Origin of the sequence: Mycobacterium sp., from assembly GCF_050701675.1 — a bacterium.
In the GTDB taxonomy this organism is placed as follows: Bacteria; Actinomycetota; Actinomycetes; order Mycobacteriales; family Mycobacteriaceae; genus Mycobacterium.
In genome coordinates, this window is the sequence record NZ_JBOGDD010000365.1 from 1 (window position 1) to 14,712 (window position 14,712).

Genomic DNA, 14,712 nt, shown 5'->3' on the forward strand with positions numbered 1-14,712 from the left:
CGTCTACATCCTGAACAACAGCGGCGGCGGCAGTGGTTTCACCACCACCGGCCCGTTCGGCTCGCCCATTCAGCGCGCCGGCGACACCGTGGCGACGGACTTCGACGGCGACGGTGCGGTCGATATCGCGGTGCTGGCCGAGGCCGGCGGCGCCGCGCGCGACGTGACGGTCCTCTTCGGACCCAACTTCGATCGGCGCCGCAACCTGTTAGTCGGCGACGAAGTGCAGGCGTTGTCGCTGGCGGATTTCAACTCCGACTCCGTGGTCGACGATATCGGTACGGCCAACACCGGCAATCGCTTCCCGGGCGCCGATGTCGGGTTCAATCTGAACCACGGCGACGGCTTCTTCAGCGTCAGCGATTCGCTCGGCGTCTGTCCCGTTCCGCCGACCCCCAGCGAACCGGTCGCCACCCCGACCCCGCTCCCGCCGGTCGGCCCGGGCACGCCCTCGCCGACCCCGACGGAGGGGCCGCCAGCCTGCTTCGCGTCCAGCGTCGCCGGCGCCGACATGGACGGCGACGGCATGACCGACCTGGTGGTCGGTCTGCGGCGCGGCAACCGCGAAACGCTGGGCGACACGCTGAACTTCTTCTACAGCCTGCCGCCGCCGGCGCCGCCGCTCATTCCGCCGGTCAGCCCGGTGTTCATCCCCGGCCAGATATTCAACATGGCGGGCAACGGGCTCAGCCCCAAGGCGATGGCGATCGGCGACTTCACCGGCGACGGCCGCCTCGATGTCGCCGTCGGGACGACGGCCAACAGCGCGGTGCAGCTGTTCAAGGCCCTGCCGCCGGTGGTGGTGGATATCGGCGACGGCTTCGGTCGCTGGGACAATCCGCTCATCCCGTTCCCGCACCTGCCGGCAAGCGATGTGCAGTTCCTGCAGGCGCGTTTCTCCGTCACGCTCGGCACGGGCGGCGCCCCGGTCGTCTCGGTGCAGAACGACATCACCTTCGACCCGACTACACCGATCATGAGTTGCGCCTTCGTCGTCAGCAAGCCCGACAGCGCCTTCTCCTTCTTCCCCACCGACTGCACGCCCGGCGTCGATTGCACCCGGCTGCGCGCCGTCGTCGTCTCGACCAGTGATCTGAACCCGATTCCCGACGGCTCGGTGCTCTACACCTGCGACGTGCGCATCTATGCGCACGCCGAACCGGGCGACCACGCGCTGCAGATCTCCAACGTCACCGCCAGCGACGCGGTCGGCGAAGCGCTGCCGGTCTCCATGCGCAGCGGCCGCATCGTCGCCACCTGTCAGGGCGACTGCAGCCTGGACTCGCGCGTGACCGTCAACGAGCTCATCATCGGCGTGAACATCGCCCAGGGCCTGGCCCCGATCAGCTCGTGCCCGGCGTTCGATTTCAACGGCGACGGCAACCTCACCATCGGCGACCTGATCGCAGCCGTCGGTGCCGCGACCGGCGGCTGCGAACCGCCGACCATGACCCCGACCTCGACGCCGTCGGAAACGCCGACGCCGACGTTCACCGACACGCCGACGGCGACGCCGACCGCAACGCCGACCGAGACGCCGACGGCGACGTTCACCGACACGCCGACCAACACGCCACGGCTACCTACACCCAGACGCCGTCGCAGACGCCGACGGTGACACCGACCCCGACCGACACGGGCACCCCGACGGATACGCCCACCGAGACGCCGACCATCACGCCGACGCCGATTACTGCTTCGATCAACATCGGCTTCGGCACCGGGGCCAACAACAAGGTCTTCGTCCAGGTCTCGCTGGCGTCGTCGGGCCTGCAGGTCGCGGGAACGACCAACGACATCACCTTCCCGAACGCCATCCTGGCACTGCCCGGAGACCCGAAGACGCGGTGCATCCTGAACCCGGCCCTGCCGAAGGAGTTGGACCCGGTGCGCGTCGCAATGACCGCGACGACCACCACGCTGCGGATCGGCGTGAAGTTGGGAGCCGCGCCCACCGCACCGATACCGGACGGCATCCTCTATACCTGCGAGTTCGACATCCTCCCCGGCGTGTTGCCGGGCACCTATCCGCTACAGAATGGAAACGTCCTCGCGCAGGATCCGACTGGCATCAACAACCCGGCCAACGGTGCTGATGGCGGCGTCATCGTCACGCTCATCGGCCCGACGCCGACCCAGATTCCGACCTCGGCGCAGATCAACGTCCTGACCGGTATCGGCCTGGCCGGCAGCCTGGTCAACGTCCAGGTGAGTCTGGCGACGACCGGCTTCCAGGTCGCGGGCACCGCCAACAACATCACCTTCCAGAACAATTTCTTCCAGCTCGACCCGGCGAACTGCACGCTCAATCCAGCGCTGGGTAAGCGGTTGGTGGTGACTCCGGTGCTGCTCAACGGCACCACCTCCACATACAGCTTCTTCGTGCAGGGCCCGCCGTACAACAACAACCCGATTCCGGACGGGCTCCTCTACTCGTGCAACTTCGACGTCGGGCCGGGCGTGACGGTGGGCAGCTACCCGCTGGTCAACAGCGGCTTCTTCGCCCAGGATCCGGGCGGCAACAACCTGCAGGTGATCGGCACCAACGGCGCCATCGTCGTCACCTTGGTGCAGCCGACCGGGACGATCACCAGCACGCCGACCGAGACGCCGACGCCGACGTTCACAGCGACCGCGACGCCGACCATCACCCCGACCAACTCGGCGACCCCGACGGACACCTACACGCCCACGGTCACCGCGACGCCGACCGCGACCTTCACCGCCACCGTGACCTCGACGCCGACATCGACCCCGGTCGACACCGCTACCCCCACCGAAACGCCGACCATCACGCCGACGCCGACCAACACCGGCACCGTCACCCAGACGCCGACGCCGACCAACACTCCGCTCACCGTGCAGATCAACATCGGCAACGGCTTCGGGGCCATCGGCGGCACCGCCAGCGTGCCCACGACGCTGACGTCGTCGATCTTCAGCGCGGCGGCCATCGCGAACGATTTCACTTATGATACCACCCGCTTCGGCCTGAACCTCCTGGCTGGGTGCACGCTCAACCCGACGCTCGCCGCGCCGCCGTTCGACAAGGTGCTGAACCTCTTCGAGGTCGGCCTGACCCCCACCACGCGCACCATCCGCGCCGTGGTGCAGGACTTCGGCAGCAACGCGATCCTGCCCGACGGTGCCCTCTACACCTGCCAGTTCTCGATCCTGGGCAGCGCCGTACCGGGCAGCTATCCGGTCATCAGCAGCAATCCATTCGCGCAGGACGCGTCGGCCGCCGCGCTGCCGGCCAGCGGTGGGACTGGTGCGATCAACGTGGTGCTCGTCGGGCCCAGCAGCACACCCACCGCCACCCGCACCATCACGCCGACACCGACGGTGACGGCCACGGCCACGGCCACCGGTACGGTCACCGACACCCCGACCAACACCGCGACGCCGACGTTCACGGCGACGGCGACGCCGACCGTGACCGAGACCCCGACCCGCACGTTCACCGCGACAGCAACGCCGACCGAGACGGCCACCGCCACCGCCACCGCGATCGCGACCGCTACCGTCACCGCCACCCCGACGCTCACGGCCACCCCCACCGCCACCCCGACCGCGACCGCGACCGGCACGGCTACGCAGACGGCGACGCCGACCAACACCCCACTCACCGTGCTGATCAATATCGGCGGCGGCAACGGGCTCGCCGGCGGCAGCGCCAGCGTGCCCACCACGCTGACGTCGTCTATCTTCAGCGCGGTGGGCGTTTCCAACGACTTCACCTATGACACCACCCGCTTCGGTTTGGCCCTCGCGGGTGGGTGCACGCTCAACTCGACGCTCGCCGCGCCGCCGTTCAACAAGGTGCTGAACGTCTTCGAGATCAGCCTGACCGCCACGACGCGCACCATCCGCGCCGTGGTGCAGGACTTCGGCAGCAACGCCATCCTGCCCGACGGCACGCTCTACACCTGCCAGTTCTCGGTCCTGCCCAGCACCCTGCCGGGCACCTATCCGATCACCAACAGCAACCCGTTCGCGCAGGATGCCTCGGCCGCACCGCTGCCGGCCAGCGGCAGCAACGGCTTGATCAACGTCACGCTGGTCGGCCCGAGCAGCACGCCGACCGCCACCCGCACCATCACGCCGACGCCGACGGTGACAGCCACCGCCACGCTCACGGCCACGGTGACCAACACCCCGACCCATACCTCGACGCCGACGCTCACGGCCACGGCGACGGCGACGCCGACCGAGACACCGACTCGTACGTTCACCCCGACGGCGACGGCGACCGCGACGGCCACCGTCACGGACACCCCGATCGCGACCGCCACCCACACGGCCACGCCGATCGCCAGCGCCACCGTCACCGCCACCCCGACGGCAACGGCGACCGCGACCGCCACCCCGACCGCGACCGCTACGGTGACCGCCACCCCGACCGCGACAGCCACCGTGACCGCCACGCCGACCGCGACGGCCACCGTGACCCTGACCCCGACCGCGACCGCCACGTACACCGCGACCCCGACGGCGACGCCGACGAACACTCCGCTCACGCTGATGATCAACATCGGCAGCGCCAACGGGCTCGCCGGCGGCAGTGCCAGCGTCCCCACCACGCTGACCTCGTCGATCTTCAATGCGGCGGGCGTCTCGAACGACTTCACCTATGATACCACCCGCTTCGGCTTGAATGTCCTGAGCGGGTGCACGCTCAACCCCGCCCTCACCGTGCCGCCGTACGACAAGGTGCTGAACATCTTCGAGGTCGGCCTGACCGCGACGACGCGCACCATCCGCGCCGTGGTGCAGGATTTCGGCACCAACGCCATCCTGCCCAACGGCACGCTTTACACCTGCCAGTTCTCGATCCTGGCCACCGCCCTGCCGGGCATCTATCCGCTCACCAACAGCAACCTGTTCGCGGAGGATGCGTCGGGCGTGCCGTTGCCGGTCAGCGGCAGCAACGGCACGATCAGCGTCACGCTGGTCGGCCCAAGCAGCACACCGACCGCCACCCGCACGCAAACCGCCACGGCCACCGCGACGCGAACGTTCACGCACACGGCCACCGCGACGCCGACGTCTACGCACACAGCCACGGCGACGCCGACGTTCACGCCCACGGCCACCGCCACGCCGACCTTCACGCCCACGGTCACCGCCACGCCGACGTTCACGCCCACGGCCACGGCGACGCCGACGTTCACGGCCACCGCCACCGCAACGCCGACGTTTACGGCCACGGCGACGCCGACCCAGACGCCGACGTCGACCGTCACCGCGACAGCCACCGACACGGTCACCGCCACGCCGACCGAGACACCGACGTCGACCGCGACCGCCACCGCGACGGCCACTGACACGGTCACCGCCACGCCGACCGACACCCCGACAGAGGAACCAACCGCGACGGCGACGGACACAGCCACACCCACGGAAACGCCGACGCCATAGTTGCCGCGTGCCACCCAGCGGAGGCGAAGCTCGCCACCGGCTGGACGGCCGCGAGAACGTCACGAGCACCCCCCGAGACACCGCATGCGTTCCCCCCAGTTCGTCCTTCTCGTCGCCTGCCTAGCGGCGGGCAGCACCCCGCCCCGTTCGGTGTCCGCCGAGGTGTGCGCCTATGTAGCCAATGCCGGGGATCGCACCGTAGCGGTGATCGACGTGGCGACGCGCACCGTGGTCGACACGGTCGACGTCGGGGCCGGAGCGCACGGCGTCGCCGTCGGTCAGAACGGTGCTGGGGCACCGCGCGTATACGTCGCAAACAGCGACGCCGCGACGGTGACAGTGATTGACACCGCGACGCTCGACGTCGTGCGCACGATCGAAGTGAGCGCTGGGCCGACGGAGATCGTTGCGCTTCCCAGCGGCGAGGCCGTCTACGTCTCGCATCCGACGACCGGCAAGGTGTCTGTGATCAACGCAGCGTCCCTGACGCTGGCGACGACCATCGACGTCGGCGGCGAGCCGAGAGGGCTGGACGCCGCGGCGGGCGGCGCGATCGTCTTGGTCGCCAACCCCACCAACAACGAACTCGTCGTCATCGATACGACCACCAACAGTGTGACGGACCGCTTCGAAACTGCGCCGGGCCCGGTCGACGTCGCCGTCGAGTCGGAGACGACCATGGCCTACGTCAGCAGCCTGCCGATCACGATTCTCCGCGCCGATAGCGGCGAACCGACCGCCGGCCTCAACCTCCGCCCGTCCTCCAACGTGCGCGGCATCACCGTCGGCGCGACGTTCGCCTTCCTGTGCAACAAGGACTCGACCGGCGCCAACGTGGTCCTGATTGCCGTCGATCCGAACGCGCGGACCTTTCCGCTGCCCAGTATCGCGCTCGGCTTGGAATCCGAGCCGCGCGACATCGCTGCCGTCCCCGACAGTCAGATGGCCCTGATGACCGACGACACCGACGACCGCGTCGCCGTGCTCGACGGCGAGAACGGTCTGTTGATGTCGATTCCGGTCGGCACCGATCCTCGCGGTATCGCCATCACGTCGCTGAGCAACAGTTGCCGGCCGGGGGCCACGCCGACGCCGACCATCCCTGTGTCCACACCGACGAGGACCCCCGGCGGCGGGACGTGCCCGGGCGATTGCAACGGCAACGGCACGGTCGCGATCAACGAGCTCATCCTCGGGGTCAATATCGCTCTGGGCAATTCCGCCGTGAGCGCCTGCGCCGCCTTTGATGCCAACGGCAACGGCGCCGTCACGATCAACGAGCTCATCGCCGCGGTGAACGCGGCCTTGAACGGGTGCCCTGAGGGCTGAGATCGAGCCCCACCGTGCCGGCCGAGCGCGTTGCAACCGGTTTCTGGTTCGCGTAAGAGCTGGGAGGTTCACACGGTGTCGGGAGCGGTGGCCGAGTGGTCTAAGGCGCACGCCTGCTAAGCGTGTGTACCTCACAAGGGTACCGCGGGTTCAAATCCCGCCCGCTCCGCCATCTCGTGTGACCGTGCGAGAGCCATGGACGAGATGCGAACCGGCAGTGTGCAGGCGAACGGGCTGCGCTTCGCCACGATCGAGGCCGGCGACGGGCCGCTGGTGCTCTGCCTACACGGGTTTCCCGACCACGCGCGCTCCTTCCGCCACCAGTTGCCCGTCCTCGCGGCCGCCGGCTTTCGTGCCGTGGCGCCCTTCATGCGCGGCTACGCACCCAGCGACGTCCCGGCCGACGGCCCCTACCAGAGCGCGGCGCTGGCGCAGGACGCCGTGGCCCTGATCGAGGCGCTCGGCTACCAGCAGGCAGCGCTGTTCGGTCACGACTGGGGCGCCGTGGCCGCCTACAGCGCAGCCATCGCCGCGCCCGACCGCGTGACGCGCCTGGTGACCGCTGCCGTACCGCACGGTCCGGCGCTGGGCAGCGCGTTCCTCACCAACTACGAACAGCAGCGCCGCTCCTGGTACATGTTCTTCTTCCAAACCCTGCTCGCCGAGATGGCGGTGGCGCACGACGATTTCGCCTTCCTCGAGCGCCTCTGGCGCGACTGGTCTCCCGGCTGGGAGTGGCCGGCCGCCGAGATGGAATCGCTCAAGGCGACCTTTCGCCAGCCCGGGGTCCTGTCGGCGGCCCTGGGCTACTACCGCCACACGTTCAATCCGCTCCACCAGCGGCCGGAATTGGCCGAGTTGCAGGGTCTGACGGCCTTCGGAACCGTCGCCGCGCCGACGCTGTTCTTCCACGGCGCGCGCGACGGATGTATCGGCGTCGAGCTGCTCGACGGCATGGCGGCGCTCTTTCCCGGCGGCCTGCAGACGGTGATCGTCCCTGAGGCAGGCCACTTCGTGCACCAGGAGCGCCCCGATATCGTCAACCCGACGCTGGTGGAATTCCTCGCGCCGCTTCGCTGACCAGTCGCGGCATTGTCGTCTTCGATGATTGGGGGAAGCACATGAGTGGTGAGCGCGATGCCATGCTGGTCGGGTATGTCCGCACGCCGTTCGGCAAAGCCGATTCGCAGCGCGGGGTGTTTCGCAACGTGCGCTCGGACGACCTGGCGAGCGCCGTTCTGCAGGAGGTGCTGAAGCGCTCGGCGGTCGACGCGGGCGAGGTCGACGGCGTCATTCTCGGCGCGGTCGAGATGATGGGCGAGCAGGCGCACCCCGGCACGGCGATTCCGTTCCTGGCCGGCTTTCCGCCGCATGTCACCGGCCTCAGCGTCGAGCGCGCCTGCACGACGGCGATGATGTCGGTGCACCTCGCGGCAATGAACGTGCAGTGCGGCCAAGGCGATGTCTACATCGCCGGCGGGCTCGACAGCATGACCCACTTCCGCATCCCGACCATCAAGGACGGGATGGACATGGACGCCATCATCAAGGAGGGCGGGCACATGCTCGCCACGATGAACCCCAACCCCAAGATGATGGCGCGCATCAACCCGATCGAGCTCAACGGGGGCCAGGGCGCGGAACGCCTGTGCGAGCGCTTCGACATCAGCCGGCGCGAGCTCGACGAATGGGCGTTGCTCAGCCATCAGCGCGCCATCGCGGCGCAGGATGCCGGGCGGTTCGCCGACGAGATCGTGCCGCTCGAAGGACTGGCGGCCGACGGCACGCCGGCGCTCATCGATCGCGACCAGGGACCGCGGCGCGACACCTCGATGGAGAAGATCAGCTCCCTCGCTCCGATCTACCGGCCGGACGGCCGTATCACGGCGGCCGCCTCCTCCGGTCAGGCCGACGGCGCGGCGGTCTGCCTGGTGATGTCGCGCCAGGCGGCCGAGCGGCGCGGCGTGCGCCCCCTGGCGCGCCTGCACACGCTCGGCATCGGGGCCTGCGACCCGCGCGACCTGATCTACTCGGCGATCCCGGCCACCCACAAGGCGCTGCAGCGTTCCGGCCTGCGCATGAGCGACATGGAGCTGGTGGAGATCAACGAGGCCTTCGCCTGCGCCCCGATCGCGCTGATGCGCGAGTTCGAGATGGGCACCGGCGGGGGCGAGCGGATCAACGTCAACGGCGGCGCCTGTGCCCTCGGTCATCCGGTGGGGGCATCGGGCGCGCGCCTGGTCGGCACCCTGGCGCTGGAGATGCGCCGGCGCGGCGCCCGCTACGGCCTGGCCACCATCTGCGGCGGCATGGGCCAGGGGGCGGCGACGATCCTGGAAGCGGTCTGACGGCGACCCAGGCGGTTCAAACTGAAAGAGGGCCGCGCGGTCGCGCGGCCCTCTCGATCAGCCCATCGGTGCGCCGGCCTTGGCGGCCGCTTCGTCCTTCTTGCGCTGCGCCTTGGCGCGGCGCTCCTTCTTCTTCTGTGCCTCGCTCTGGGCACGATCGCCACGCTCGGTCAGCTCGATCAGCGAGACCGGAGCCTTGTCGCCCTGGCGCACACCGAGCTTGGTGATGCGCGTGTAGCCGCCCGGCCGCGTACTGAAGCGCGGCGCGATATCGTCGAACAGCTTGGCCACCACCGTGCGGCTGCGCACGAAGGCGAGCGCCTGGCGGCGGGCGTGCAGGGTGCCGCGCTTGCCGAGCGTGATCATGCGTTCGGCGAAGCGGCGCAGCTCCTTGGCCTTCGCATCAGTGGTCTGTATGTGCTCGTACTGGAACAACGAGGTCACCATGTTGCGCCACATGGCGCGCCGGTGCTCGCTGGTTCGGTTGAGCTTTCGTCCGCTTTTCAGATGTCGCATTGTCGTCTCACCTCGGGCGCACGCTGCAGTGCGCCCGAGCTCCTCAAGCGCTTTCCTTCTCGCGCGCCAGGCGGCGGTCGAGCTCTTCGCGAGTCGGGAAGTTCTCGATGTGCATGCCGAAATCGAGCCCCATCTCGCGCAAGATCTCCTTGATCTCGTTGAGCGATTTGCGGCCGAAGTTCTTGGTCTTGAGCATCTCGGCTTCGGTGCGCTGCACCAGCTCGCCGATGAACTTGATGTCGGCGTTCTGCAGGCAGTTCGCCGACCGCACCGACAGTTCGAGTTCCGCCACCGGGCGGAAGAGGTTCTCGTTCAGCGTCGGCGCCGACTCCTCCTCCTCGGCCGCCATCTCCGGCGTTTCCTCGAAGTTGATGAAGATGCTGAGCTGGTCCTGCAGGATGCGCGACGCGTACGCCACGGCGTCGTCCGGGCGGACGCTGCCGTCCGTCCACACTTCGACCGTCAGCTTGTCATAGTCGGTGCGCTGGCCGACACGGGCGTTGGTCACCGTGTAGTTCACCTTGCGGATCGGGGAGAACACGGCGTCGATGGGGATCGTACCGACCGGAGCTTCCTCGTCCTTGTTGCGGTCCGCCGACACGTACCCGCGGCCGAGCTTGACCGTCAGCTCGGCACGCAGCACGCCTTCCTTCGACAGCGTCGCGATCGGATGATCGGGGTTGAGCACCTCGAGATTCGGCCCGGCCTTGATGTCGCCGGCGCGCACGACCCCTTCGCCCTTGGCCTCGATCCGCGCCTGCGCTTCCACGCCGTCGTGCAGCTTGAGGCGCACTTCCTTCAGGTTGAGGACGATGTCGGTGACGTCCTCGCGCACCCCGGTGAGGGTGGCGAACTCGTGCAACACGCCATCCACCTTGATGGCGCTGATCGCCGCACCCTGCAGGGACGACAGCAACACACGCCGCAGGGCGTTGCCGATGGTGGTGCCGAAGCCGCGCTCGAACGGCTCGCCGACGAACTTGCCGTACGTCGACGTCATGCTCTTGTCGTCGGTCTCGAGACCGGTCGGCTTCAACAGGTCGCGCCAATTTCGTTGTGGCTGCATCAAGAACCCTCCACGTCGCTCGCTCTGGGGTGCCTCACTTCGAGTACAGCTCGATGATGAGCTTCTCGTTGATCGGCATGGTCAGCTCGGCGCGCGATGGCAACGCCTTCACCCGGGCCTGGAACCCCTCGCGGTTGACTTCGAGCCAATCGGGCGCGCCGCGGTGCTCGGCCTGCGCCAGGGCTTCCTGGACGCGGGTCACCGTACGGCTGCGCTCGCGCACGGTCACGACATCGCCCGTCTTCAACAGTGCCGACGGGATGTTCAGCTTGCGTCCGTTGATCTGGAAGTGTCCGTGGCGGACGAGCTGGCGCGCCTCGGCGCGCGAGGTCGCGAATCCCATGCGGTAGATCATGTTGTCCAGCCGCCGCTCCAGGAGCTGCAGCAGGATCTCGCCGGTGATGCCCTTCGAGCGCTCCGCCATCTCGAAATAGCGGCGGAACTGGCCCTCGAGCACGCCGTACATACGCTTCACCTTCTGCTTCTCGCGCAGCTGGAGGGCGTATTCGGAGAACTTCGGCCGACCCTGGCCGTGCTGGCCGGGCGGGTAGTTGCGGCGCTCGATGGCGCACTTGTCCGTATAGCAGCGCTCGCCCTTGAGGAAGAGTTTCAACCCCTCACGGCGGCACAGACGACAGACCGAATCAGTATACCGAGCCAATGGACCTTCCCTCCTGCGCGGCCGCTAGACGCGGCGCCGCTTCGGCGCCCGACAGCCGTTGTGCGGAATCGGTGTCACGTCGCGGATCACCGTGATGTGGAACCCGGCGCTCTGCAGCGAGCGCAGCGCCGACTCGCGTCCGGCGCCCGGTCCCTTGACGTGAACCTGTACGTTGCGGACCCCACTCTCCATGGCCTTCTTGGCGGCCGCATCCGACGCCATCTGGGCGGCGAACGGCGTGCCTTTGCGCGACCCCTTGAACCCCACCGAGCCGGCGCTCGACCACGCGAGCACGTTGCCGATCTGATCGGTGATCGTGACCAGGGTGTTGTTGAAGGTCGAGTGGATGTGCACCACGCCGTCGCTGACGGTGCGCTTCTGCTTCTTCTTCTTGACCGGCTGCTTGTCGGTCGGCGTCTGGGTCTTGGCCATAAGCGGTGATCCTCAGCGTCCCGGCGTCACTTCGTGGGCGCCTTCTTCTTGCCGGCGATGGCGCGGCGGGGTCCCTTGCGCGTGCGCGCGTTGGTATGGGTGCGCTGTCCGTGCACGGGGAGATTGCGCCGGTGGCGGACACCGCGGTACGTGCCGAGATCCATGTGGCGTTTGATGTGCATTGCCGTATCGCGCCGCAGATCGCCCTCGACCTTGTAACTCTGGTCGATCACCTGGCGGATGCGGACGACCTCGTCGTCCGACAGATCGTCGCTCTTGCGATTCGGATCGACCTTGGCCTTCTCGAGGATTTCGCTCGAGAGCGAGCGCCCGATGCCGAAGAGGTACGTCAGCGCCACTTCGACCCGCTTGTTCTTGGGGAGGTCCACTCCCGCGATACGCGCCATGCCAGACTCCTGCTGCTATCCCTGCCGCTGCTTGTGGCGCGGGTTGCTGCACAGGACGCGAACCACGCCCTGGCGGCGAATCACTTTACAGTTCTTGCACACCTTCTTCACGGATGCCCTGACTTTCACGGCTTACTCCTCGACCCCGCCGCAGCGCGGCGCGATCTGCACGGCCCGGCGCGTCATGCGCGGCCGTCCAGTTCCATCTGGATGCGCTCGAGCACATGGCCCGCCGATCCGGTACCGTCGATGGCGCGCAGCAGGCCGCGCGAGCGATAGAACGTCACCAGCGGCGCGGTCGCCCGATCGTAGACTTCGAGGCGCGCCCGGATGGTCTCTTCGCGATCGTCCTCGCGCTGAAACAGCGGGCCGCCGCAGCGGTCGCACTGTTCGGCGTGCTGAGGCGGATCGAGCAGGACGTGGTACATGGCGCCGCACTGGCGGCAGGTGCGGCGGCCGCTCAAGCGGCGCACCAGCTCCTCGCGCGGCACGTCGAGGCTGACGACGTGGTCGAGCGGGATGCTGCGCACGCTCAGCATGCGGTCCAGCGCCTCGGCCTGGTTCACGGTGCGGGGGAAGCCGTCGAGCATGAAACTGGGGTCGTGGCCGTTCTGGCGCAGGCGTTGATCGATCATACCGATGACCAGATCGTCGGGGACGAGTTCACCGCGCTCCATGTAGTCCGCCGCGTCCAGCCCGAGCGCACTCTGGCTGGCGACCGCGGCGCGCAACAAGTCGCCGGTCGAGACGTGGGGTATACCGATTCGCTCCTGCATCAATTTCGCCTGTGTGCCTTTACCGGCACCTGGAGGCCCCAACAGCACTATGCGCATGCCCCGTTGCGCTCTCCGTCCCAGACGCGCCCCGCCGCGCTCGTTCGGCCGCTCGGCGCGTCCGTCTGCTGTGACTCAAGCCCTGTGGCGCGACCCCGGTCCGTGACACCCTCAGTTCCCGCGCCGGCCGCGCAGGCGGCCGCGGCGCATGAAGCCCTGGTAGTTGCGGGTCAACATGTGGGTTTCGATCTGCGCCACCGTGTCCAACGCCACGCCGACGACGATCAGCAACGCGGTGCCGCCGAAGTAGAAGGGGACGTTGAACTGCTGGATCAGGATGGTCGGCAGGATGCAGACGGAGGCCACATAGATGGCGCCCGCCAGGGTGATGCGCGCCAGCACGCGGTCGATGTACTCTGCGGTGCGCTGCCCTGGGCGGATGCCCGGAATGAAGCCGCCGAACTTCTTCATGTTCTCGGCGACGTCACTCGTGTTGAACGTGACCGCCGTATAAAAATAACTGAAGAAGATGATCAGCGCGACGAAGAAGACGTAGTAGACCACGCCGCCGTTGCTGAACCACTCGCTGGCCGCCTGGGTCCAGGGATGGTCGACGAACTGGGCGATGGTCGCCGGGAAGACCAGCAACGACGAGGCGAAGATCGGGGGGATCACGCCCGCGGTATTGAGCTTGAGCGGGAGATGCGAACTCTGGCCACCATACATGCGCCGGCCGACGACGCGTTTGGCGTACTGGACCGGGATGCGGCGCTGGCCGCGCTCGACGAAGATGATCACGCCGACGATCAGCACCATCAGGGCCGCCAACGCGATGAAGACGAAGATGCTCATCTGGCCTTCGCGGATGAACTGCACGGTCGTCAGCACCGCGGAGGGCAGGTTGGCCACGATCCCGGCGAAGATCAGCATCGAGATGCCGTTGCCGATGCCGCGCTCCGAGATCTGTTCGCCGAGCCACATCAGGAAGGCCGTACCGGAGGCCAACGTGATGATGGTCATGACCCGGAAGCTCCAGCCGGGCTCGAAGACCACGGGGGCACCGCCAGGCGAGCGCAACGACTCCAGGCCTATGCTGATGAACAGCCCCTGGATGATGGCGAGCACGACGGTTCCGTAGCGCGTGTACTGCGTGATCTTGCGCCGGCCCGCCTCGCCTTCTTTCGAGAGACGCTCGAGATGCGGGATCACCACCGTCATCAGCTGCAGAATGATCGACGCGCTGATGTACGGCATGATGCCCAGCGCGGCGATGGAGAATTGCTCGAGGGCGCCACCGGAGAACAGATTGACCAGCCCGAGCACGGAATCGCGTACCGACTCGAAGAACTCCGCCAACGCCCTGCCGTCGATCCCGGGCGTGGGGATCGCCACCACGATGCGGAACACCGCCAGCATCGCGAACGTGAACAGCAGGCGGCGGCGCAGCTCTGGAATCCGCCCGGCGTTTTGGAACCCTTCAAGCACTGGCGATCACCTCGGTGCTGCCGCCGGCGGCCGCGATGCGTTCCTTCGCGGTCGCGCTGAAGGCCTGCACCTTGATGGTCAGCGCCTTGGTCAGCGCGCCCTGGCCGAGCACCTTGACCGGCAGGCCGCGGCGCACCAGCCCGCGCTCGGCGAGCAGGGCCGCATCGATGACAGCGCCGTTCTCGAACACCTCTTCGAGGCGTCCGAGGTTGACGATCTCGAATTCCTTGCGGAACGGATTGCGGAATCCGCGCTTGGGCAGGCGGCGTTGCAG

13 protein-coding genes, 1 tRNA gene and 1 pseudogene are annotated in these 14,712 nt (G+C 67.9%); 6 read left to right on the plus strand and 9 right to left on the minus strand.

Going from position 1 to position 14,712, the window contains the following annotated elements:
- From ACRDUX_RS10760 to ACRDUX_RS10785, 6 genes and pseudogenes are all read left to right on the plus strand, one after another.
- Positions 1–1,618, plus strand: a pseudogene (locus tag ACRDUX_RS10760) (hypothetical protein); the annotation flags it as partial.
- Positions 1,615–5,421 carry a hypothetical protein gene (locus tag ACRDUX_RS10765; protein ID WP_526413695.1) on the plus strand — a complete coding sequence of 1,269 codons (3,807 nt, stop codon included), beginning with the start codon at positions 1,615–1,617 and terminating at the stop codon, positions 5,419–5,421. The pseudogene ACRDUX_RS10760 and the gene ACRDUX_RS10765, both read left to right, overlap by 4 nt.
- A gap of 84 nt (positions 5,422–5,505) precedes the next feature.
- On the plus strand, positions 5,506–6,750 hold the full coding sequence (locus ACRDUX_RS10770) for a beta-propeller fold lactonase family protein (protein ID WP_526413697.1): 1,245 nt from the start codon (positions 5,506–5,508) through the stop codon (positions 6,748–6,750).
- A gap of 81 nt (positions 6,751–6,831) precedes the next feature.
- Positions 6,832–6,922, plus strand: a tRNA-Ser gene (locus ACRDUX_RS10775).
- A 23-nt stretch (positions 6,923–6,945) separates the two neighbouring features.
- Positions 6,946–7,830, plus strand: a complete 885-nt coding sequence (locus ACRDUX_RS10780) for an alpha/beta fold hydrolase (RefSeq protein WP_526413699.1) — start codon at positions 6,946–6,948, stop codon at positions 7,828–7,830.
- 41 nt (positions 7,831–7,871) lie between these two features.
- On the plus strand, positions 7,872–9,098 hold the full coding sequence (locus ACRDUX_RS10785; RefSeq protein ID WP_526413701.1) for a thiolase family protein: 1,227 nt from the start codon (positions 7,872–7,874) through the stop codon (positions 9,096–9,098).
- Positions 9,099–9,155: 57 nt separating this feature from the next.
- On the opposite strand, the gene rplQ is transcribed toward ACRDUX_RS10785, so the two are convergent.
- The 9 genes from rplQ to ACRDUX_RS10830 form a co-directional block, all read right to left on the minus strand.
- Positions 9,156–9,614, minus strand: a complete 459-nt coding sequence (gene rplQ, locus ACRDUX_RS10790) for a 50S ribosomal protein L17 (RefSeq protein ID WP_526413703.1) — start codon at positions 9,612–9,614, stop codon at positions 9,156–9,158.
- Between the two features lie 43 nt (positions 9,615–9,657).
- Positions 9,658–10,680 (minus strand): DNA-directed RNA polymerase subunit alpha, encoded by a 1,023-nt coding sequence (locus ACRDUX_RS10795; protein ID WP_526413705.1) that lies wholly within the window; start codon positions 10,678–10,680, stop codon positions 9,658–9,660.
- A 34-nt stretch (positions 10,681–10,714) separates the two neighbouring features.
- On the minus strand, positions 10,715–11,341 hold the full coding sequence (gene rpsD, locus ACRDUX_RS10800; RefSeq protein WP_526413706.1) for a 30S ribosomal protein S4: 627 nt from the start codon (positions 11,339–11,341) through the stop codon (positions 10,715–10,717).
- A 24-nt stretch (positions 11,342–11,365) separates the two neighbouring features.
- A complete protein-coding gene (gene rpsK, locus ACRDUX_RS10805; protein WP_526413708.1) occupies positions 11,366–11,773 on the minus strand; it encodes a 30S ribosomal protein S11 in 408 nt (135 codons plus the stop codon).
- A gap of 26 nt (positions 11,774–11,799) precedes the next feature.
- Entirely contained in the window at positions 11,800–12,180 is a 381-nt protein-coding gene (gene rpsM / locus ACRDUX_RS10810; protein WP_526413710.1) for a 30S ribosomal protein S13, read from the minus strand.
- 15 nt (positions 12,181–12,195) lie between these two features.
- On the minus strand, positions 12,196–12,309 hold the full coding sequence (gene rpmJ, locus ACRDUX_RS10815; RefSeq protein ID WP_526413712.1) for a 50S ribosomal protein L36: 114 nt from the start codon (positions 12,307–12,309) through the stop codon (positions 12,196–12,198).
- Positions 12,310–12,362: 53 nt separating this feature from the next.
- Complete coding sequence (locus ACRDUX_RS10820) at positions 12,363–13,013, minus strand: adenylate kinase (protein WP_526413714.1); 651 nt, start codon at positions 13,011–13,013, stop codon at positions 12,363–12,365.
- A 111-nt stretch (positions 13,014–13,124) separates the two neighbouring features.
- Entirely contained in the window at positions 13,125–14,438 is a 1,314-nt protein-coding gene (gene secY / locus ACRDUX_RS10825; protein ID WP_526413716.1) for a preprotein translocase subunit SecY, read from the minus strand.
- On the minus strand, positions 14,431–14,712 hold a 282-nt coding region (locus ACRDUX_RS10830; protein ID WP_526413718.1), incomplete at its 5' end, for a large ribosomal subunit protein uL15. The genes ACRDUX_RS10830 and secY, both read right to left, overlap by 8 nt.